The sequence below is a fragment of the Janthinobacterium sp. BHSEK genome (assembly GCF_056174685.1).
The window spans coordinates 43,111-62,388 of the sequence record NZ_JBWBYV010000016.1 but is presented as its reverse complement, the minus strand read 5'-3'; the positions used below and the strand labels follow the sequence as shown (position 1 = coordinate 62,388).

The following is a 19,278-nucleotide window of genomic DNA, read 5'->3' as shown; positions in this document are numbered from 1 at the left end:
GGTGTGTATGTGAGCGATAAAACACCCGTTAAATACATCGGGCACTCTGGGAAAGGATTGGGATTTGCATCGATCAAGGTATATTTTCCTGAAAAAGATGTTGATGTTGTCGTCCTGGAAAATCAGTTCAGCGAAGATAGCGCGCTGCATTACTATTTTGAAATAAAAATAAGGGAAATAGTGATGAATAGCAATCTTGTGAGATAGTCAGATTGCTCTGGCATCAGCAGTTCCGAAGGTTGCGGCTGTGGGCATGTCTTCGCGGCCGGCAAATGCCGGAAATGCCCGTGGGATGGCCGGCGGTGTGCGAAAAACAATAGCGCCGAAGCGGCAATTCTTGCCGCGCCCTTGCGCTCCCGGGCTGCCGCGAGCGCTCATCGATAAGGTCAGATTACATGCGTACATTGAATGAATTACTCGATAGTGAAGATCCGGCATTTCCGCTGATCAGGCAATGGGCCAGCGAGGCCGACTTGCCGGTGGAGTTGCTGCCACCCTCGGCCGCCAGGGAGGATGTGCTGCTGAGCCTGCAGGTCACCACGCGTTCTCCCCTGGGGGCGATTGCCTATGAAACGGGAGGCATCCTGGTGGATGACGGCTGGCTGCGCATACTGGGATCGGGACATGCCGGGCTGGACCGGGATATTGCTACGTGGAACGAAGGAAAGGCCGACGGTTTTCTGCTGGTCGCCGACGACGTGCTGGGCGGATTTTTTGCCATCAACGGCGGCGCACTCGGGGACGACCAGGGCAATCTGTATTACCTGGCTCCCGAGACGCTGGCGTGGGAAGCGCTGGAGATCGGCTTCACGACGTTTGTTCAATGGGCCTTTACCAGCCAGCTGCGGCAGTTTTACGGGCGACAGCCTGGCGACGCGGACGGCTTCGACGAATTGCCCTTGTCCGGTGAGCTCTGCCTGAATTTTTATCCATTCCTGTGGACGCAAGAGGGTTCCCTCAAGACCAGTTCGCGGCGCGCCATTCCTGTGCAAGAGCAGTGGGCACTCAACGTTGATCTGCAACAGAAGTTGCCCGACGCGCGCTGAGGCAGGGCTTGCGGGCATATCTGAAAGCATCGTCATGCGCATCCCGAGGCGGTGGAATGGCATTTCAATCCAGCAATCAAGCGGTTTGTCGCAATGGCATGCTACAGAAATGGGCAAGGGGATAGCATACAGTGGGCTTTCTCGTGATGCGAGGCCCGCAAGCGGGTGTTCGATGCTGACGATAGCGCAGTCATCGACGGACGCTTCTCCATGACTTCGACCAGGATGACATACGCATGAAATTGACCCTGTCATATATTCTTTCCACCTGCCTGCTTGGCACCTTGGGCGCGATCGGTGGCGCGCAGGCGGCGCCCGCCGACGCCGAACTGGTCGCTTTGGTGCAGCGCCATGCGCAGGCCCAGAGCAGCTTCGATCAAGCCACATTGAAAGCCGTCACGGCTGAGAATTATGTGGAAATATCGCCCGTCGGCGAGGTGGACGGGCGTGAAAAGATGCTGTCCTTCTATGCGCCGGAGCAGAAGCGGCCGGGTCCTCAAGTCCAGGTCGATGAACCGGCGGTGCGCCTCTTTGGCGATACGGCGCTCATCTCGGCCCGGCTGTCCTACCGGCTCAATCAGGAAGGGGCGGCCCGCACCTTCGCCATGCGCGCCGGCTATGTCGCCCGGCTTGTCGACAAGCAATGGCTGCTCGTCAGCGCTCAGTACACGGGCATCCGTCCGCCGAAACCGTGAAATAACACTGTGTGGTGCTGGCCCCGGCGTCATCCAGCCAGGTTAGAGCCGTGCCTCATCGCCCCACACATGCCGCATGCTGAAGTGCAAGCCGGCATCGTCTTCATGCAGCGACGAGACGATGGCGAACTGGCTGTCGCCCGTGTCGCGCGGCGCCATCTGCGATAGTTCGGCGGCGGCCAGCGGCGCGCCCAGCGGGTCGCTGAGCGGGTGGACCAGGGCGGCGCCCCGCTGCGTGACAACGCCCAGTTCGCCGCTGCGCAGGCGGACCAGGGTGCCGGGCGGGTATTTGCCCAGCAAATTGACGAACTGCTCTCCCAGCAGCGGGTCGATGGGCAGGTTCTGGTCGAGGAAGATGTGCTGCAGCGCCTGGTCGGGCACGATGGAGCGGCGGTAGTTGCGCGCCGAAACGCGGGCGCAATAGCGGTCGGCCAGGCCGATCAGCTTGGCGTTTTGCAGGATTTCATCGGCCGTGCGCCCCTGCGGGTAGCCGCTGCCGTCGTCGTTTTCATGGTGCAGCAGCACGCAACTGAGCCATTCCTCGTCGTCGACGCCGGCGCAGCGCAGCAATTCCGTGCTTTCCTGCGGATGCAGGCGCACGATGCGCATTTCCTCGTCGTTCAGGGGGCCGCGCCGGTCCTGGAAACTGTCGTGGTGGCGCAGCATGCCCACGTTCATCGTCAGCGCGGCCGCGCCGATCAATAACAGTTCATCGTGGGACTTATGCATGCTGCGGCCCACCAGCATGGCCAGCAGCGCCGTTTCGATGCAGTGGCGCACGGCGTAGCTGCCGGCGATCTGGTTCAGCAGGATGCTGGCCAGGGCGATGTCGGCGTCGTGTTCGAGCGCGCGCAGCAGTTCGCGGGCGATGTCGCGCACGTCGCGCTCGGCATTGCTTTCGCTGCGCATGTCCAGCAGCAGCCGCTCCAGGCGCTGCGCCGCTTCATTGAGCAGGCGCAAGACGGAGGGCTGGTCCGGCGTGCCCACATACAGGCCCAGCTGCATCAGCCGCCCCAGCTGCGCGCCGTCCGTGATGATCTGCCCCTTGCGCAGTTGCGGGCCGGCACTATGGTCAGCCAGAAACAGATCCCAGGGCAGGGGTTCGCCGGGAACCAGGTCGGCCGGGCCGATGCGACGCTGTACCATGCTGTCATCCTTTGCTCCGCCGGGGCGGAGAAGTTCTGTCGTTAAATGCTGCGCAGGCGCTCCAGCGCCAGGCGCAAGGTCTCGTCCTGTTTGGCAAAGCAGAAGCGCACGATGCCCGACTCCTTGCCCTGCGCATAAAAAGCGGAGACGGGAATGGCGGCCACCTTGATTTCCGCCGTCAGCCATTCGGCGAACTGCGCTTCAGTCTCTTGCGAAATGGCATCGTAACGCACGCACTGGAAATACGTGCCGTCGGCCGGCAGCAGGGTAAAGCGGCTGCCCGCCAGGCCGTCGCGGAACAAATCGCGCTTGCGCTGGTAAAACGCGGGCAAGTCCAGATAGGGCTGCGGGTCGGCCATGTAGCCGGCGATACCGTGCTGCATGGGCGTATTGACGGTAAACACGTTGTACTGGTGCACCTTGCGAAATTCCGCCGTCAGGGCCATTGGTGCCGCCACATAGCCGACCTTCCAGCCCGTCACGTGATACGTCTTGCCGAAGCTGGACACGATGAAGCTGCGCGCCGCCAGTTCAGGGTTGCGCGAGAGCGAGGCGTGCGGCACGCCGTCGTACACCATGTGCTCGTAGACTTCATCCGATAAAATCAGGATTTGCGTGCCGCGCACGATGTCGGCCAGGGCCGCCACGTCGGCCGGGCGCAAAATCGTGCCCGTCGGGTTATGCGGCGTATTGATGATGATCAAACGCGTCTTGGGGCTGACGGCGGCGGCGAGCTTGTCCCACGGCACGCTGTAACCCCGTTCACCCACTTGCATGGCCACCAGCACGGGCACGCCGCCGGCCAGCGCGATGGCGGGCAAATAGCTGTCGTAGGCCGGTTCGATGACGATGACTTCGTCGCCCGGGTGCACGCAGCACAAAATCGCCGTCGTCAGCGCCTGCGTGGCGCCGGCCGTGACGGTGATTTCCGTGCCCGCGTCGTAGGTGTGGCCGTACAGGCTGGCGATCTTCGCGGCGATGGCTTCGCGCAGAGGGGCGGCGCCCGTCATCATCGGATACTGGTTGTGGCCGGCGCGCATGGCGTCGCCGACCAGCTCGACCAGTGCCGGGTCGCAATCGAAATCGGGAAAGCCCTGGCCCAGGTTGACGGCGCCATGCTGGGCCGCCAGGCTGGACATGCGGGTAAACACGGTGGTGCCGACAGCGGGCAGGCGGGTGGCCAGGGTGGGAGTCAGGTGGGGCAGGGACGGGCTGTTCATGAACGGTAGGGTCGCGGTGCGGAAAGTGGAATCGTTTCCCATTCTAGCGCAGCGCGCCCCGTCGCGTGCGGGGCTTTGGCGACTCAGCCCGGCAATGCCCAGCCTTCCGGCACCATGATCTTGAACATGCCGGCCTTGGCCGTCTTGCGGGCCAGTTTCAGCAGGGCCTTGTCTTTGGTGATGAGGATATCGGCGTTGGCGTCGCGCGCCAGTTCGAGGAATTTCTGGTCATCCTTGTCCGTGCAGACGGGCAGGCGCACGCCAGACACGGGCGGCGCCACGACGCTGATGTGGGCATCGAAGCGGGCGGCGGCAATGGCGCGGCTGGCTTCGTCGAGGGGCAGATGTTTATAATGCAATACGACAAGATATTCCGCGCGGCAATCTTCGCGCGTGATGGCGTGCACGGCGCCGCTTTCCATGGCCGCCAGCAGGCCCGCCCAGCGCGGGTCGTTGAAGACGAACAGGTCGAGGCAAACGTTGGTGTCGAGGACGAGTTTTTGTGGAGCAGGTATCATGTCGGCAATTCTATTCTGTAGTGATAATTTATGTTGATCGTGCTTTCGCCCGCCAAGAGTCTCGACCTGGAGACGCCGCCAACGACCACGTTGCACAGCACCCCCGATTTTCTCGACCATTCTGCCCAGCTCATCGAGCGCATGCGCCAGTTCTCGCCCGCCGAAGTGGGCAGCCTGATGGGCATTTCCGATGCCTTGTCGGCCCTCAACGTGGCCCGCTATGCATCCTGGACGCCGCAGCTGGCGGAAGCGCGCCAGGCCATCATGGCCTTCAACGGCGACGTATATGCCAGTTTCGAGGCGCGCAGCCTGCAGCCGGCCCAGCTCGACTATGCCCAGTCGCGCGTGCGCATCCTGTCGGGCTTGTACGGCTTGCTGCGCCCGCTGGACCTGATCCACCCGCACCGCCTGGAAATGGGCACGCGCCTGACGACCGCGCGCGGCAAGGATTTATATGCGTTCTGGGGCGACACCATCACCAACGGCCTGAACCGCGCGGCGAAGGAGCAGGGCGCGCAAGTGCTGGTCAATCTTGCTTCCGAAGAATATTTCAAATCCGTCAAGCCGCGCCAGCTGGACGTGCCCGTCATCGCGCCCGTGTTCGAGGACTGGAAGAACGGCAAATATAAAATCATCTCGTTCTACGCCAAGCGCGCGCGCGGCATGCTGGCCCGCTATGCGGCCGTCAACCAGATCCGCGATCCGCAGCAGCTCAAGCAGTTCGACGTCGATGGCTATGGCTTCGTGCCGGAAGCGTCGAATGATGCTAGCTGGGTGTTTCGACGTAAAATTGGCAACTGAATGCAGCGGACGGCTGGGGTCAGACCCGACGGGTCTGACCCCGGATTCTGTTGTTGGGTCAAGAAAAAACCGGAGCAAGCTCCGGTTTTTTCATTTTACTGCCAGAATTTCCACCACTTGCGTTCCTTGTTCACCCCTTCCGGGCTGAGGAATGCCGTGTTCGGGTAGTTCTTGGTCAGCACGCGCAAGGTATCGTCGCGCAGGTCGGTCAAGCCCAGCTTGTCGTACGAGCGGTACATGATGAACAGCGCTTCTTCGATGGCCGGCGAGGCGGCAAAGTCCTTGACCGTCGTTTGCGCGCGGTTGGCGGCGGCCAGGTAGGCGCCGCGGCGGTAGTAATAGCGCGCCACGTGGACTTCATATTTCGCCATGGCATCGATCAAATAGTTCATGCGGGCCAGCGAATCGGGCGCATATTTGCTATTTGGAAACTTGTCGACCAGTTGCTTGAAGGCGGCAAACGCTTCGCGCGTGGCTTTCGGGTCGCGCTCGGTCGGGTCTTGCTCGTACAGGAAGTTCAGGAAGCTGATCTGGTCGTTAAAGCTGATCAGGCCCCGCAGGTAGTACATATAGTCCACATTGGCGTGGTTCGGATGCAACTTGATGAAGCGTTCGACGGCGGCCAGTGCCTGAGCCTGGTCTCCCGACTTATAATACGCGTAAGCGATCTCCATCTGCGCTTGCAGAGCATAGTTGCCGAAAGGATAGTTAGCCTCCAGCTTCTGGAACAGGCCGATTGCAGCTTCATAGTGCTGCCCGGCCATTTCTTCACGCGCCTCCGAGTATAATTTCGTAACGGACCAGTTTTTGGTCTCATCCACTTTTTCAGGCAACAAGCTGCAAGCGGACATGCCGAGCAGAACGACTGAAGCGACTACCAACGATAATTTTTTTTGCATGACGTTTTGCAAGAAGGTTTTAACCAAGATTTTACAATAGGCTGATTATAGCCGATGGGAATGCTGTGATATTAACTCCGAAGCCTAATTTGGCTGACCCCGCGTTTGACTCCCTTTCTTACCATGCTGCCGAAGAGGCGTTTGACGGCGATTTTGCCGCCGACGACGTCTTCGAGGAAATGGCCCCGATTACATTGGAACTGACGCCGGACGCCTGCGGCCACCGCCTCGATAAAGTCATCGCCCAGCTGGTGCCGCAATACTCGCGCAGCCGCCTGCAATTGTGGCTGGAAGCCGGTTTCGTGACCGTCGATGGAAAAGTTGCCAAACGCAACATGACCGCCTATGGCGACGAGAAGATCGTCATTCTGCCGCAAAGCGCGCCGGAAGACGAGGCTTTTAAGCCGGAAGCGATGGAATTGAACATCGTGCACGAAGATGAGCATATCATCGTCATCAACAAACCGGCCGGACTGGTCGTGCATCCGGGCCCCGGCAACTGGTCGGGCACCTTGCTCAACGGCTTGCTGCACCACTGCCCGCAACTGGCCGGCGTGCCGCGTGCCGGCATCGTGCACCGCCTGGACAAGGATACGAGCGGCCTGATGGTGGTCGGCAAGACCCTCGCTTCGCAAACGGACCTCGTGCGCCAGCTGCAGGCGCGCACCGTCAAGCGCGAGTACTTCGCGCTCGTGTGGGGCACGCCGAAAATGGCGGGCACCATCGATGCGTCCATCGCGCGTCACCCGCGCGACCGGGTCAAGATGGCCGTGTCGGAGAATTTCACCGCCAAGCCCGCCATCACGCACTATGAATTGATCGGCAGCGGTGAACTCGACCGCCGTCCCGTCAGCCTGATGCAATGCCGCCTGGAAACAGGCCGCACGCACCAGATCCGCGTGCACATGCAGCATCTGGGCTTTGCGCTGGTCGGCGACTACGTGTACGGCAAGCAGCACCTGGTGTCCGTCTTCTCGCGCCAGGCGCTGCAGGCGCGCCGCCTGGGCCTCGTGCATCCGGGCACCCTGGAAGCGTGCGAATGGATCGTGCCGCTGGCCGATGATTTCGCGCAACTGATCGCCACGGCCGGCATTCCCGAGCCGGAACAGGTCTGATGACGTCACCGTTGCCTGGCATTCTTCCCCATTGGCCCGGCTTGCCCGCGAATGTGGGCGCGCTGGCGACCGTGCGCGCGGGCGGCGTCAGCCAGGGGCCATATGGTGACGGGCAGGGCGGCGGCGGCTTGAACCTGGGCACGCACGTGGGCGACGATCCTGACCACGTGGCCGCCAACCGGGCGCGGCTGGCGGCAGTCTTGCCGGCCGAGCCGGCCTGGCTGTCGCAGGTGCATGGCGTGGCCGTCGCCGATGCCGTTACGCTGGGCGCTTGCGTGCCCGATGCCGACGCCAGCATCGCCACGCAGGCGGGCGCCGTGTGCGTGGTGATGACGGCCGATTGCCTGCCCGTGCTGTTCAGCTCAAGCGATGGCCTGGTCGTCGGCGCGGCCCACGCGGGCTGGCGCGGCCTGGCCAACGGCGTCTTGCAGCGCACGGTGGACAGCATGCGCGCGCAGGGCGCGACGGAGATCCTCGCCTGGCTGGGGCCGGCCATTGGTCCGCAGCAATTTGAAGTGGGGCAGGATGTGCTGCAGGCGTTCCGCGACGGCGCGCGCGACGATGCTGAACGGCAAGTGTTGTCGGATGCATTCGCCGCCATCGCCGGCAAGCCGGGCAAGTATCTGGCCGACATCTATGCGCTGGCGCGCACCATGCTGTTGCGCGATGGCGTGGCGCAAGTGGCGGGTGGGGAATATTGCACCGTCAGCGATGCGGCGCAGTTTTACTCGTACCGGCGCGATGGCGTCACGGGAAGACAGGCCAGTTTGATCTGGCGCAAATAATCTGCACGGCAGGCACTTATGTGTCTGCCGTTTTTGTTTTATCGTCTGCTGAGGCGAGCGCGCGGGCGTTCAGTTCAGCGACGCGCTCAGCCTTGCGTTTGCGTCGCCGCGAGCCCGTCAGATAGAATAGGATGGACAGCGGGATGACGCAGTACAGCACGAAGGTCATCACCCCGGCGACGATGGACGCTTCCGTCAGCGCCATGAGGCCGACGACATAGATCCAGGCAACAGCGGTCATGAGCATCATGAGTAGTGGCAGTGGGTAAGAGTTTGCATGCAGATGATCCAAAAATATTTATTTTTCGACTACGTTTCGGCGCCTAACAAAACCGTAGCGAGCGGAAGGGAGAGGTGGCTAAGAAGCGCAACCGTACTCTAGTACGGTGAGCATCGCAGGCCGCCTATACCGACGCGCAGTAGGTTTTGTTCGGCGTCCCTCAATCTTGAATGGACTTACATATATCTATGAACATGCCCGATCCTCAAATGATGACCAAGGAATGGATGGCGCAGATCAGCAATCCTGAGCAGTGGAAGACGTGGTTCAACATGGTACCGCAGCCCCAGGGCAATCCGATTGCCGGCATTTTGCAGGATGCGGGCGTCAGCATCAAGCCGGAAGCGATCGAGCAACTGAAAAATGCCTACGTGGCCAAGCTGACGGGCTTGTGGGCTGACTTTATGGCTGGCAAGGCGCCGGAGCTGAAAGACCGCCGCTTCGCCGCGCCCGCCTGGCACGCCAGCCCCCTGTCGGCCTTCAACGCGGCCGCCTATCTGCTCAATGCCGAATTTCTCAGCGCCATGGCCGATGCCGTGGAAGCGACGCCGCACCAGAAGCAAAAGATTGCCTTTGCGGTACAGCAAATCGTCGATGCCATGTCGCCCGCCAACTTTTTGGCCACCAATCCCGATGCCCAGCAAACCCTGATCGAGACCAAGGGCGAAAGCCTGGCCAAGGGTTTGACGAACATGCTGGCCGACATGCAGAAGGGCCGCATTTCGCAGTCGGACGAATCAGCCTTCGAAGTGGGCCGCAACGTGGCCACCACGCCGGGCACGGTGGTGTTTGAAAATGCCTTGTTCCAGCTGATCCAGTACACGCCAAGCACCCCCACGGTACACCAGCGGCCCCTGCTGATGGTGCCGCCGTGCATCAATAAATTCTATATCCTTGACTTGCAGCCAGAAAACTCGCTCGTGCGCTATGCGGTGGAGCAGGGCAATACCGTATTCCTCATGTCCTGGCGCAATCCGGACATGAGCATGCAGCACCTGACGTGGGACGATTATGTCGAGCAAGGCGTGATCGAAGCCATTCGGGTCACGCAGGACATTTCCGGCCAGGACAAGCTGAATATGTTCGGCTTTTGCGTGGGCGGCACCATCGTCTCGACGGCGCTGGCCGTGCTCAAGGCACGGGGCGAGAATCCGGCCGCCAGCCTGACCCTGCTGACCACCTTCCTCGATTTCTGCGACACGGGCGCGCTCGACGTCTTTATCGACGAGCCGCAAGTGGCGCTGCGCGAACAGACGCTGGCCAAGGGCGGCCTGATGTCGGGCCGCGACCTGGGCAGCACTTTCTCGAGCCTGCGTCCGAACGACCTCGTGTGGAACTATGTGCAGTCGAATTACCTGAAGGGCAAGGAACCGCCCGCGTTCGACTTGCTGTACTGGAATGGCGACGGCACGGGCTTGCCGGGCCCCATGTTTTGCTGGTATCTGCGCAACACCTACCTGGAAAACAGCCTGAAGGTGCCGGGCAAGCTGACGGTGGCCGGTGAAAAAGTCGACCTGAGCAGCATTGACGCACCCGCTTTCATCTACGGTTCGCGCGAAGACCATATCGTGCCCTGGGGCGCGGCCTACGCCAGCACGGCCCTGCTGAACCCGAAAAAGCCGAAAGCCAACCGTTTTATCCTCGGTGCCTCGGGGCATATCGCCGGCGTGATCAACCCGGCCTCGAAGAAAAAGCGCAGTTACTGGAGCAACGACGCAGGCAAAGGCGCGCGCACGGCGAAAGCCAAGCCCTTGAGTGCCGAGCAATGGATGGAAGGCGCGACCGAGCACGTGGGCAGCTGGTGGCCCGAATGGGCGGCCTTCCTGGCCGAACACGGCGGCGCCCAGGTGAAGGCGCCAGGCAAGCCGGGCAACAAGCGCCACGCGGCAATCGAGCCGGCGCCGGGGCGGTATGTTAAAGTCAGGGCGGATTAATTCACAAAGCGTTTTGCCGGGCAAGACCGGCGTAATCACCGGTCTTGTCAGGAATCTACTTTTAGTTGCGTTGCAATAAATGCGGGAATCTACTACCCTGATGTGCAATGGAGCCGTTTTCCACTCTATAATGGAAAACGTAGGCAGGTGCGAAAGCGGACCCACGTTCGCTTTTTTTTCGGATTAACTCAGTATGCGCTGCGGCGCAATAAGTGGAACTTGTGATGAGTAGTGCAAAAAAAAGTATAGACCGCCTGATTAAAAAATATCCCAACCGCCGTCTGTACGACACGCAAACCAGTTCCTACATCACCTTGACGGATGTCAAGCAGCTGGTGTTGGACAATGAAGTGTTTACCGTCGTCGATGCCAAATCCAATGAAGATTTGACGCGCAGCATCTTGCTGCAAATCATTTTGGAAGAGGAAGCGAACGGCGCACCCATGTTCTCGAGCAGCGTGTTGTCGCAGATCATCCGCTACTATGGCCACGCCATGCAGGGCATGATGGGATCCTACCTGGAAAAGAACGTGCAAGCGTTCACCGATATCCAGCACAAATTCACGGGCACGTCGGCCGGCAGTTTCGAAGGCAAGCCATTCAGCCCGGAAATGTGGACCCAGTTCATGAATGTCCAGGGCCCGATGATGCAAGGCATGATGAACAACTACATCGACCAGAGCAAGAGTCTGTTCGTGCAGATGCAGGAACAGATGCAGAGCCAGAGCAAGAATCTGTTCGGCACCTTCCCGTTTGTGCCGCCGGTTCCTCCAAGCGACAAAAAGTAATCAATGCCACACGCTCACCGGGCGATTTGATCGTCCGGGAGTTGTATCGGCGTCATCAAAACAGCATAGTTCTGTCAGCAAGGGGCGGCTCGGGGTACAATAGCCGATTCGCCTCACCATTTTACTAGCTGCCAACTATGTCTGAAATTCACCGTATTCCCGTTCCTTCCGCCCAGCCCGAGGCCATGCAGGCCATGCCAGGTGCGGCGCCGAAAGTGGGCTTTGTCTCGCTCGGCTGCCCGAAAGCGCTGGTCGACTCCGAACAAATCCTGACCCAACTGCGCGCCGAAGGCTACGAAACGGCGAAATCCTACGCTGGCGCCGATCTGGTGATCGTCAATACCTGCGGTTTTATCGATGCTGCCGTGCAAGAGTCGCTGGACGCCATCGGCGAAGCGCTGGCTGAAAACGGCAAGGTCATCGTCACCGGCTGCCTGGGTGCCAAGAAAGATGCTGCCGGCGACGACATCATCATGAAGGTGCACCCGAAAGTGCTGTCCGTCACGGGGCCGCACGCGCTGGCCGAAGTGATGGATTCCGTCCATTTTCACCTGCCGAAACCGCATGCGCCGTTCCTCGACCTGGTGCCGCCGCAAGGCGTCAAGCTGACGCCGAAGCACTATGCGTATTTGAAAATTTCCGAAGGCTGCAACCACCGTTGTAGCTTCTGCATCATCCCGTCGATGCGCGGCGACCTCGTCTCGCGCCCGATCGGCGAACTGATGATCGAAGCGGAAAACCTGTTCAAGGCCGGCGTCAAGGAATTGCTGGTCATTTCGCAAGACACCTCGGCCTACGGCGTGGACGTGAAATTCCGCTCCGGCTTCTGGAATGGCCGTCCCGTGAAAACCCACATGACGCAGCTGACGGAAGCGCTGGGCGAACTGGCCAAGTCCTACGGCGCCTGGGTGCGCCTGCACTATGTATACCCGTACCCGCACGTGGACCAGATCATCCCGATGATGAGCGGCGGCCACATCCTGCCATACCTCGATATTCCGATGCAGCATGCGCATCCTGACGTATTGAAACGCATGAAGCGCCCGGCCAGCGGCGAGAAAAACCTCGACCGCATCCAGGCCTGGCGCGCCATCAACCCGGACCTGACCATCCGCTCGACCTTCATCGCCGGTTTCCCTGGCGAAACGGAAGAAGAATTCGAATACCTGCTCGACTTCCTCAAGGAAGCGCAGATCGACCGCCTCGGCTGCTTCGCGTATTCGCCCGTCGAAGGCGCGACGGCCAACGCCATCGCCAATCCTGTGCCGGAAGAGCTGCGCGAAGAGCGCCGCGGCCGCGTGATGCTGCTGCAGGAAGAAATTTCCAAGAAACGTCTGCAGGCCAAGGTCGGCAAGACCGTACGCGTGCTGATCGATGAAGTCACCCGTTCCGGCGGCGTGGGCCGCTCGTCCGCCGACGCGCCGGAAATCGACGGCGTCGTGTACGTCAAGCCGCCGTTCGAGCCGCACCGCAAGCTGGCCGTCGGCCAGTTCGTCGACGTCACAATTACATCAGCGGATGCGCACGACCTGTGGGGCGCCGCCGAGTAAAAAACGTCCATGCCTGCGTTGCGCTGCCTTGCCGTACAGTAAAGTACTGTCTTCGGCAGCGCGCCTTGGCCTGAACGTTTTTTATGCAGGTGTAACACTCTGTCATACGTACGGCAGGCAAGGGCATAAGCCCTTACAATCAAGGCGGACCAGCAAATGCTGGGCCGCCTTTTTTACTTTCCGACGCCATGACCACACCCAAATCTCCGCAAACCGCGCTGATCCACAGCGATTACCAGGCGCCGCAAGGCTTTGCCGCGTTTCCCAACGCCATCCATCACGCCTCGACCGTGCTGTTCAAGGACGTGGCGGCCATGCGCTCGGGCGACTGGAAAGAAAAGAACGCCTATACCTACGGCTTGCACGGCACGCCCACCACGTTCACCCTGGAAGCGCGGCTGGCCGAGATCGAAGGGGGTACGCACTGCCTGCTGGCGCCGTCGGGGCTGGCGGCCATCGCCATGGCGGACTTCGCGCTGCTGAAGACGGGCGACGATGTGTTATTGCCGGAAAATATCTACAACCCGAACCGCGAACTGGGACGCTGGCTGGCGCAGGATTTCGGCATCACGGCCCGTTATTACGATCCGCTCATCGGCGCAGGCATCGCGGCCTTGATCCAGGAAAATACCAAGCTGATCTGGACGGAAGCACCAGGTTCCGTGACGATGGAAGTGCCGGACTTGCCTGCCATCTGCGCGGCCGCCCACGCGCGCGGCGTGCTGGTGGCCCTGGACAATACGTGGTCGGCGGGCCTGGCCCTGCGCGGCTTCGACCTGGGCGTGGACATCATCATGCAGGCGCTGACGAAATACCAGTCGGGCGGTTCCGACGTGCTGATGGGCGCCCTGATCACGCGCGAGCGGGCGCTGCACGACCGCCTCGCGCAGGCGCACATGCGTCTGGGCATGGGCGTGGGGGCGGACGACGCCTACCTGGTGCTGCGCGGCTTGCCGACGATGAAGCTGCGCTTCGACGCCCACGACAGGGGCGCGCGCACGGTGGCCGCCTGGCTCAAGGGCAGGAGCGAGATCGCCACGGTGCTGCATCCGGCTTTCGCCGATTGCCCCGGCCACGCCATCTGGCAGCGCGATTTCACGGGCGCGGGCGGCCTGTTTTCCGTGCTGTTCGACGCCCGCTACACGGAGGCGCAGACGGACCGTTTCGTCGATGCCTTGCAGTTGTTCAAGATTGGCTACAGCTGGGGCGGCGCGAACAGCCTGGTGATGCCGTACCGCATCGCCGCCATGCGCAAGGGCTGGCCGCTGCCGGGCCAGCTGGTGCGCCTGAACGTGGGGCTGGAAGATCCGCAGGATCTGATCGCCGATATCGAACGGGCGTTCGCGGCGATGTAGCGGCAGTGGGCAAGCACGACGGCTTGCCCGCAAGTCCTTACATGGGCACGGGCTTGTTGTTGTTCAGGTCGAGAAAGCCGCGCAGCAGGCGGTAAGCCTTCCACAGCCAGGCCACGCCCCACACGACGAGCGCCAGCGGAATGCCGATCAGCGTGATCCACAGGATGGCGCCGACGACGATCCAGGCCACATACCACCAGAAGGAACGGATCATCCAGCTGTGATGGCTGTACACGAAGGTCCCGGCCGCCTCGTCCCGCTTCACATAATTGATGATGAGCGGAATGAAGGAAAACGCGCCCAGCGAAAACACGAAGCTGGCGCCATGTATCAGGTACAACCACCAGGCCAGGTTTTTGGTCTGCTGGAGTTGGGTATCCAAAATAATATCTTGTGACATGAAAGCTCCCGTCGTTGCGCAATTTTTAATTGTAACAAGCAAAGCGGCGCGGGAGCGCAGTCCATGGAAAAAGGCGGATTACATTGTTGAAACGAAATCAATATCCCACCCTGGCCGCGCGCGCCAGGTCATGGCTGCGGCGCGCCGCACCGGCCTTGCTGCTGTGCTGCGCCACGGCGGCGCATGCCGCCGGTGCCACCCTCGAGGCGGAGTTTGCGGCCGGCTTGAAGGAAGAGGGCCTGGCGGGCGCCGTCTGGAGCGAAGTCTTGCCCGATGGCACAGTCAAGGTCGGCGCATCCGGCCTGCGCGACGCCGCCAGGCAAGTACCCATGCAGGCGGATACGCGCATGCAGGTGGGCTCCGTGGGCAAGGTGGCACTGGCGCTGGGCGTCTTGCGCCTGATTAGCGAAGACAAGCTCACGCTTGACACGCCCCTGCGGCAGGTGCTGCCCGATCTGGCGCTGAGAAACCCGTGGCTGGCCAGCGATCCCGTGCGCATCCGCCACCTGCTGGCACATACGTCCGGCCTCGATAACGTGCGCTTCTGGCAGGCCTTCAGCCTGCAACCGGCGCCGGACACGCCGTTGGCCGCCGCTTTTGACGGCGGCGGCAATCTGCTGCGCGTGCGCTCCCGGCCCGGCAGCCGCTATGCTTACTCGAACATGGGCTACGGCTTGCTGGGCATGGTGATCGAGCGAGTCACGGGCCAGCCGTATGAGCGCTACCTCGACGCGCAGCTGCTGCGGCCGCTGGGCATGGCGGACAGCACGTTTGCTTTTGTCAGCCAGACAGGCCCGCAGGCGGACCCGCGCCTGGCCATGGGTTATTTCGAGCATGGCGTGGCGCAGCCGGCCGTGCCCCAGTATCTGCGCCCGGCCGCGCAATTTACCACCACGGCGGCCGACATGGGCAAGCTGGCGCGGTTCCTGATGGGCGACGGCAAGCTGCAGGGTACGCAGTTCATCGACCTGGCCCTGATGGGCGCCTTGTCGGAGCCGGCCGGCACGGATGCGGCGCAGGCGGGCCTGACGACGGGCCACGGCCTGGCGCTGGCCGTGCGCGACCGCCACAATGTGGTGGGTGCCTGCCACCCTGGTACGGCCGTGGGTTTCCGCGCCATGCTGTGCATCTATCCGGAGCAGGACAGCGCCTTCTTCGTGGCCTTCAACACGGATGCGGAGCGGGCCGACTATGAGCGCTTCAACCGCCTGCTGCTGCGCGACCTGGAACTGCCGCTGCGCGCGCCGGCCCCGCAGGGCACGCCCGCGCCCACGGTGGAAAACTGGCAGGGCGTCTACGTGCCGTCGCCCAGCGCCATGGCCAGCATGGCCTGGGTCGATGCCGTCTTCGGCTTTACGCGCCTCAAATGGGATGGCGAATCGCTGTTCCTGATCCCGTTCCAGGGCGAACCGAAGGAACTGGAACCGGTGGGCGGCTTGCTGTTCCGCGCCAGCGACCGCAGCACCGCGTCGCATGTGCTGATGCAGGAAGATGGCAAGCATGTGCTCAGCGACGGCTTGCGCAGCTACGAGCGCGCGTCGATGCTGCGCATGCTGGTGCTGTGGGGCAGCCTGGCCCTGGGGGCTGCCGGCTTGCTGTACGTGCTCGTGGTGGGCGTCTGGCGCGCCGCGCTGCGCAGGCTGGGGCGGGGCGACCATCTGTTCGCGCCCTTGCTGTCGCTGCTGGCGCTGCTCTTGCCGCTGCCGTTCTTTTATTTCCAGTCCTATCTGCGCCTCGGCGACGTCACCGTGGCCAGCGTGCTGCTGACAGTGGCGACGGCCGCGCTGCCGCTGGCCACGGCATTCGGCCTGGCCCGCTGCTGGCGCAGCCGCGGCACGCTAGCCGAGGCGGGCTCGTGGGCGAAATGGGATTGGGTCGCCTTGCTGGCGGCCCTGCAACTGCTGCTGGTGCTGGCCTGGTGGGGCTTGCTGCCGCTGCGGCTGTGGCAGATGTAGGCGGTCAGATCCAGGCAGCCAGCAGCCGGCGCCACCAGGGTTGCAGCGGAGTAGTCCGGGTGCCGTGTTCGGCGCGCCCGGCCCGCTTGGCGCGATAGCTGGCCGCCGCCATCTGCAGGCCGACGCGGTCCATCGCCGCCATCGCCTCCGCTTCCTGCTGCGACAAGCCATGCAGCAAGGCTTGCGCGCGGGGTTCCAGCAGGAAGGCGTCACGCACGGCGTCGTCCGTGTACAGCCTGGCAAGGTAGGTTTCCAGTGCGGGGGAACTCATGCGTTGCGCCCCGCGCGCAAGGCCGCGCGCGCCAATTCCAGCTGGCCCAGCACGTGGTCGAACGACGGGTAATTGCCGTCGCGTTCGACGATCACCGTCAACGGTTGCGGCGCATGGCGCGCCAGCTGGGTCAACAGGTCAAAGACGTCGGGCGGCACGTCGTGCAGATGGTCATCCAGCAGGCGCTGGCCGCCGCCAGGCGCAGCTATCCAGTGGCCGCCGCTCAGATGCACGGCGCCCACCCTGTCCAGGGGCAGGCGCAGCAGCATTTGCTCCGGCTGCTCGCCAATATTGACGGCGTTCGCATACAGGTTGTGCAGGTCCAGCAGCAGCGGGACTTGCGCGCCATGGATAATCTGCGCCAGCCACCCGGCTTCGTCCAGCGTGCTGGCCGGCGGCTGCACCAGAGTGGCGATGTTTTCCATCAGCGGCGCGCTGCCGACGATGCGCGTGGCCAGCGCGATATTGGCGATGGCGCCGGCGGCGCTGTGCGGCGTGCGCGGCGGCGCCGCCAGGTGGCCGATTTCGATGCCGCCGGCGCGCACAAAGCTCAGGTGCTCGGACCACGATTCCGCCTGCACCTCCTTCATCAGGCGCGCCATCGCCTGCAGGCGGCGCGGGTCGGCGGGTATCGTCGAGGCCAGTCCCATGCCGACGCCGTGCAGGCTGACGGGCACCTGGCGCGCCAGGCGGCGCAGGGCGGCGATGGCGGCGCGCGAGGCATGGTAATAATCGTCGGCGATCACTTCCAGCACGTCGATCCGCGCCAGGTGGGACAGGATGCCGGCAGCCAGTTCGCCCCGCCAGCCCAGGCCGACGCGGTCGCGCGCGCTTGCCTGGCTAACTGCCACAGCCGCCACCACCGCCGCAACCGCCGCAGCCGCTGCCGCCGCCATCTCCGCCGCCGTCGCCGCCCGATGAAGAGCCACCCGAGTCGCCCGTGCCGCCGGACGAGGAGTCGCCGCCCGAACTGTGCCGGGGCGCCGGGTACAGCTCGGCGACATACGCGTACACGGACAAGGGCAGGGCGCCGATGCCGAAGATGGCGGCCAGCAGTGCCATGTCCGCGCTGCTGCTGCCCGCCTGCAGGCGCGCCGAGCGCATGTTCAGGCGGCCAAACAGCATGCGCAAGTCGGTCAGCAGCCGCTGCGCGCTCCAGCTGGTCGCCTGGGTGCGTAAGCCGCGCAGCATGAGGAGAAAAATCGCCAGCAGCAGCGCCAGGAACAGCAGGTTGTAGTGCTGGCGGCTGATGGCGATGACGGCCTTGACGCCGGCCACCGTCACCAGCAGCCAGTGCGCGGCCCAGGTGATGCGTTCGCGCCGGCGCAGCAGCGGCGGGCCGACCAGCAATTCCTGCTGCGTCAAGGTCTCCTGGTAGGCGCGGCACGATGGCAGCATCCCGGCCTGCACGGCCAGTTCCTTGCTATGGCCCTGGCGGCCCAGGTACAGCCGCAGCACATCGCGTTCGATGTCGTGGCTGGCGAAGCGCAGGCTGTCGGCGCTGGCCGTTTCCAGCAGCGGGCCATCGGCGCGCAGCAAGCCGCGGTCGACCAGCACGATGGCGGCGATCTTCACGGCTTCGAGCGCGCCGCCGCGCAAGAAGGCGATGCGGTAGGGATCGTCGGCGAGCGACAGCTGGGCATGCGGATTGCGCACTTCCTGGCGGATCAGCAGCTCGCGCACGCCGTAGTACACGAGCGCGCCGAAGATCAGATAGGCCAGCAGGAACCACGGCCCGCTCCAGTCAAAGGGATTGAGACCGTTCAACGCATCTGCTCCGCGTGTTCGCGCAAGCGTTCGGTAATCGTCATCAGGCTTGTGAAGGCGGGCAGCGCTTGCCCGGGCGCCAGGCGCGCCGTTTCGCGCGCCGCCGACATGGCTTGCAGGGCTGCGTGCAGCGACGGTTCGCCCAGCTGGTCGACAAACGCTTCGAGCGCCTGCTTGCCGGACAGCGCAGACTTGCCCGCCAGCTGCGCCAGCGAGGCGGCGGCCGAGCGCAAGGGACCGGCGGCGTCGGCGATGGCGCCGGCCAGCTGTTCTTCATTCAGGCTCAATAGCATATAGCGTTCGCGCATGCGCACCTGCTGGTTCAGCAGCACTTGCCGCAGCCGGCGCAGCACGGCATCGCGGCTGGTGTGCAGGCTGGCGAAAGGATCATTGCCCAGCAAGACGCGGTGGCGCGCGATGATGTCGGCGAATTTCACGGCGAAGGCATCGGCGGCCTGCGTCAATTCGCTCTCCAGCAGGAACATCACCTGCAAGTCGATGGCGGCGTGCGCCAGGCGCAAGGGAGCGCGCAGCGCATCGGCCGCCGGCGGCGTAAAGCGCTTGAGCAGCAACAGCAGGTTGACGTCGGACGTGGCGCGCAACTGGCCGTCGGCGGCCGAGCCAAACAGCACGGCGGCGGCCAAGTCGGCGCCGAAGGCCGTTTGCGCGGCGGCGACGAACACATCCAGGTGGCGTCGTATTTCTTCTGGCAGCGGTGGCGGCATGCGGTGTTCTTTCACGGTGGGCTGGCGG

At 63.1% G+C, this 19,278-nt stretch carries 21 protein-coding genes; 11 read left to right on the top strand and 10 right to left on the bottom strand.

Annotation, left to right across the window (positions count from 1 at the left end):
* From AC0V2Y_RS07895 to AC0V2Y_RS07885, 3 genes are all read left to right on the top strand, one after another.
* The coding region (locus AC0V2Y_RS07895) for a hypothetical protein (RefSeq protein ID WP_475418328.1) at nucleotides 1-207 on the top strand (207 nt) is incomplete at its 5' end.
* A 188-nt stretch (nucleotides 208-395) separates the two neighbouring features.
* Nucleotides 396-1,046, top strand: a complete 651-nt coding sequence (locus AC0V2Y_RS07890) for a DUF2625 family protein (RefSeq protein WP_475415134.1) — start codon at nucleotides 396-398, stop codon at nucleotides 1,044-1,046.
* A gap of 236 nt (nucleotides 1,047-1,282) precedes the next feature.
* The gene (locus AC0V2Y_RS07885) at nucleotides 1,283-1,741 is read left to right on the top strand and encodes a nuclear transport factor 2 family protein (protein ID WP_475415135.1); all 459 of its coding nucleotides are present in this window, start codon (nucleotides 1,283-1,285) and stop codon (nucleotides 1,739-1,741) included.
* A 42-nt stretch (nucleotides 1,742-1,783) separates the two neighbouring features.
* Here AC0V2Y_RS07885 and AC0V2Y_RS07880 read toward each other — a convergent pair whose 3' ends face one another.
* The 3 genes from AC0V2Y_RS07880 to AC0V2Y_RS07870 form a co-directional block, all read right to left on the bottom strand.
* A complete protein-coding gene (locus AC0V2Y_RS07880; RefSeq protein ID WP_475415136.1) occupies nucleotides 1,784-2,887 on the bottom strand; it encodes an HD-GYP domain-containing protein in 1,104 nt (367 codons plus the stop codon).
* Between the two features lie 41 nt (nucleotides 2,888-2,928).
* Entirely contained in the window at nucleotides 2,929-4,107 is a 1,179-nt protein-coding gene (locus AC0V2Y_RS07875) for a pyridoxal phosphate-dependent aminotransferase (protein WP_475415137.1), read from the bottom strand.
* An 83-nt stretch (nucleotides 4,108-4,190) separates the two neighbouring features.
* Nucleotides 4,191-4,625: a putative toxin-antitoxin system toxin component, PIN family gene (locus AC0V2Y_RS07870; protein WP_425254309.1), complete on the bottom strand. Its 435-nt coding sequence runs from the start codon at nucleotides 4,623-4,625 to the stop codon at nucleotides 4,191-4,193.
* A gap of 30 nt (nucleotides 4,626-4,655) precedes the next feature.
* Between AC0V2Y_RS07870 and yaaA the strand changes: the two genes are divergently transcribed.
* Nucleotides 4,656-5,426, top strand: coding sequence for a peroxide stress protein YaaA (yaaA, locus tag AC0V2Y_RS07865; RefSeq protein WP_475415138.1), 771 nt, complete (start codon nucleotides 4,656-4,658; stop codon nucleotides 5,424-5,426).
* A 95-nt stretch (nucleotides 5,427-5,521) separates the two neighbouring features.
* Here the strand turns inward: yaaA and AC0V2Y_RS07860 are convergent, their stop codons facing one another.
* The gene (locus AC0V2Y_RS07860) at nucleotides 5,522-6,325 is read right to left on the bottom strand and encodes an outer membrane protein assembly factor BamD (protein ID WP_070220227.1); all 804 of its coding nucleotides are present in this window, start codon (nucleotides 6,323-6,325) and stop codon (nucleotides 5,522-5,524) included.
* An 89-nt stretch (nucleotides 6,326-6,414) separates the two neighbouring features.
* On the opposite strand from AC0V2Y_RS07860, the gene AC0V2Y_RS07855 reads away from it, so the two are divergent.
* Together AC0V2Y_RS07855 and pgeF are read left to right on the top strand one after the other, a co-directional pair.
* Nucleotides 6,415-7,440, top strand: a complete 1,026-nt coding sequence (locus AC0V2Y_RS07855; protein WP_475415139.1) for an RluA family pseudouridine synthase — start codon at nucleotides 6,415-6,417, stop codon at nucleotides 7,438-7,440.
* Nucleotides 7,440-8,225, top strand: a complete 786-nt coding sequence (gene pgeF, locus AC0V2Y_RS07850; RefSeq protein WP_475415140.1) for a peptidoglycan editing factor PgeF — start codon at nucleotides 7,440-7,442, stop codon at nucleotides 8,223-8,225. The genes AC0V2Y_RS07855 and pgeF overlap by 1 nt, the downstream gene beginning before the upstream one ends.
* Nucleotides 8,226-8,241: 16 nt before the next feature.
* Here pgeF and AC0V2Y_RS07845 read toward each other — a convergent pair whose 3' ends face one another.
* On the bottom strand, nucleotides 8,242-8,475 hold the full coding sequence (locus AC0V2Y_RS07845) for a hypothetical protein (RefSeq protein WP_475415141.1): 234 nt from the start codon (nucleotides 8,473-8,475) through the stop codon (nucleotides 8,242-8,244).
* Between the two features lie 218 nt (nucleotides 8,476-8,693).
* On the opposite strand from AC0V2Y_RS07845, the gene phaC reads away from it, so the two are divergent.
* The 4 genes from phaC to AC0V2Y_RS07825 all read left to right on the top strand — a co-directional run bounded on the left by phaC (nucleotide 8,694) and on the right by AC0V2Y_RS07825 (nucleotide 14,132).
* Nucleotides 8,694-10,439, top strand: coding sequence for a class I poly(R)-hydroxyalkanoic acid synthase (gene phaC / locus AC0V2Y_RS07840; protein ID WP_475415142.1), 1,746 nt, complete (start codon nucleotides 8,694-8,696; stop codon nucleotides 10,437-10,439).
* 224 nt (nucleotides 10,440-10,663) lie between these two features.
* Nucleotides 10,664-11,227 carry a polyhydroxyalkanoate synthesis repressor PhaR gene (gene phaR / locus AC0V2Y_RS07835; RefSeq protein WP_219116002.1) on the top strand — a complete coding sequence of 188 codons (564 nt, stop codon included), beginning with the start codon at nucleotides 10,664-10,666 and terminating at the stop codon, nucleotides 11,225-11,227.
* 194 nt (nucleotides 11,228-11,421) lie between these two features.
* Complete coding sequence (gene rimO, locus AC0V2Y_RS07830) at nucleotides 11,422-12,777, top strand: 30S ribosomal protein S12 methylthiotransferase RimO (RefSeq protein WP_322427929.1); 1,356 nt, start codon at nucleotides 11,422-11,424, stop codon at nucleotides 12,775-12,777.
* Between the two features lie 188 nt (nucleotides 12,778-12,965).
* A complete protein-coding gene (locus tag AC0V2Y_RS07825) occupies nucleotides 12,966-14,132 on the top strand; it encodes a cystathionine beta-lyase (protein ID WP_475415143.1) in 1,167 nt (388 codons plus the stop codon).
* A gap of 37 nt (nucleotides 14,133-14,169) precedes the next feature.
* On the opposite strand, the gene AC0V2Y_RS07820 is transcribed toward AC0V2Y_RS07825, so the two are convergent.
* Nucleotides 14,170-14,532, bottom strand: coding sequence for a DUF4870 family protein (locus AC0V2Y_RS07820; RefSeq protein ID WP_099410143.1), 363 nt, complete (start codon nucleotides 14,530-14,532; stop codon nucleotides 14,170-14,172).
* An 86-nt stretch (nucleotides 14,533-14,618) separates the two neighbouring features.
* Here AC0V2Y_RS07820 and AC0V2Y_RS07815 point away from each other — a divergent pair, with 86 nt between their 5' ends.
* A complete protein-coding gene (locus AC0V2Y_RS07815; protein ID WP_475415144.1) occupies nucleotides 14,619-16,487 on the top strand; it encodes a serine hydrolase domain-containing protein in 1,869 nt (622 codons plus the stop codon).
* A 4-nt stretch (nucleotides 16,488-16,491) separates the two neighbouring features.
* On the opposite strand, the gene AC0V2Y_RS07810 is transcribed toward AC0V2Y_RS07815, so the two are convergent.
* The 4 genes from AC0V2Y_RS07810 to AC0V2Y_RS07795 are packed head-to-tail and all read right to left on the bottom strand — an operon-like array spanning nucleotide 16,492 to nucleotide 19,250.
* On the bottom strand, nucleotides 16,492-16,758 hold the full coding sequence (locus AC0V2Y_RS07810) for a hypothetical protein (protein WP_475415145.1): 267 nt from the start codon (nucleotides 16,756-16,758) through the stop codon (nucleotides 16,492-16,494).
* Complete coding sequence (locus AC0V2Y_RS07805; RefSeq protein ID WP_475415146.1) at nucleotides 16,755-17,609, bottom strand: MbnB/TglH/ChrH family RiPP precursor modification enzyme; 855 nt, start codon at nucleotides 17,607-17,609, stop codon at nucleotides 16,755-16,757. The genes AC0V2Y_RS07810 and AC0V2Y_RS07805 overlap by 4 nt, the downstream gene beginning before the upstream one ends.
* Nucleotides 17,599-18,525 carry a TIGR04222 domain-containing membrane protein gene (locus AC0V2Y_RS07800; RefSeq protein ID WP_475415147.1) on the bottom strand — a complete coding sequence of 309 codons (927 nt, stop codon included), beginning with the start codon at nucleotides 18,523-18,525 and terminating at the stop codon, nucleotides 17,599-17,601. Before AC0V2Y_RS07800 ends, AC0V2Y_RS07805 begins: the two co-directional genes overlap by 11 nt.
* Nucleotides 18,522-19,250: a hypothetical protein gene (locus tag AC0V2Y_RS07795; protein WP_475415148.1), complete on the bottom strand. Its 729-nt coding sequence runs from the start codon at nucleotides 19,248-19,250 to the stop codon at nucleotides 18,522-18,524. The genes AC0V2Y_RS07800 and AC0V2Y_RS07795 overlap by 4 nt, the downstream gene beginning before the upstream one ends.
* Between the last annotated feature and the right edge of the window lie 28 nt (nucleotides 19,251-19,278).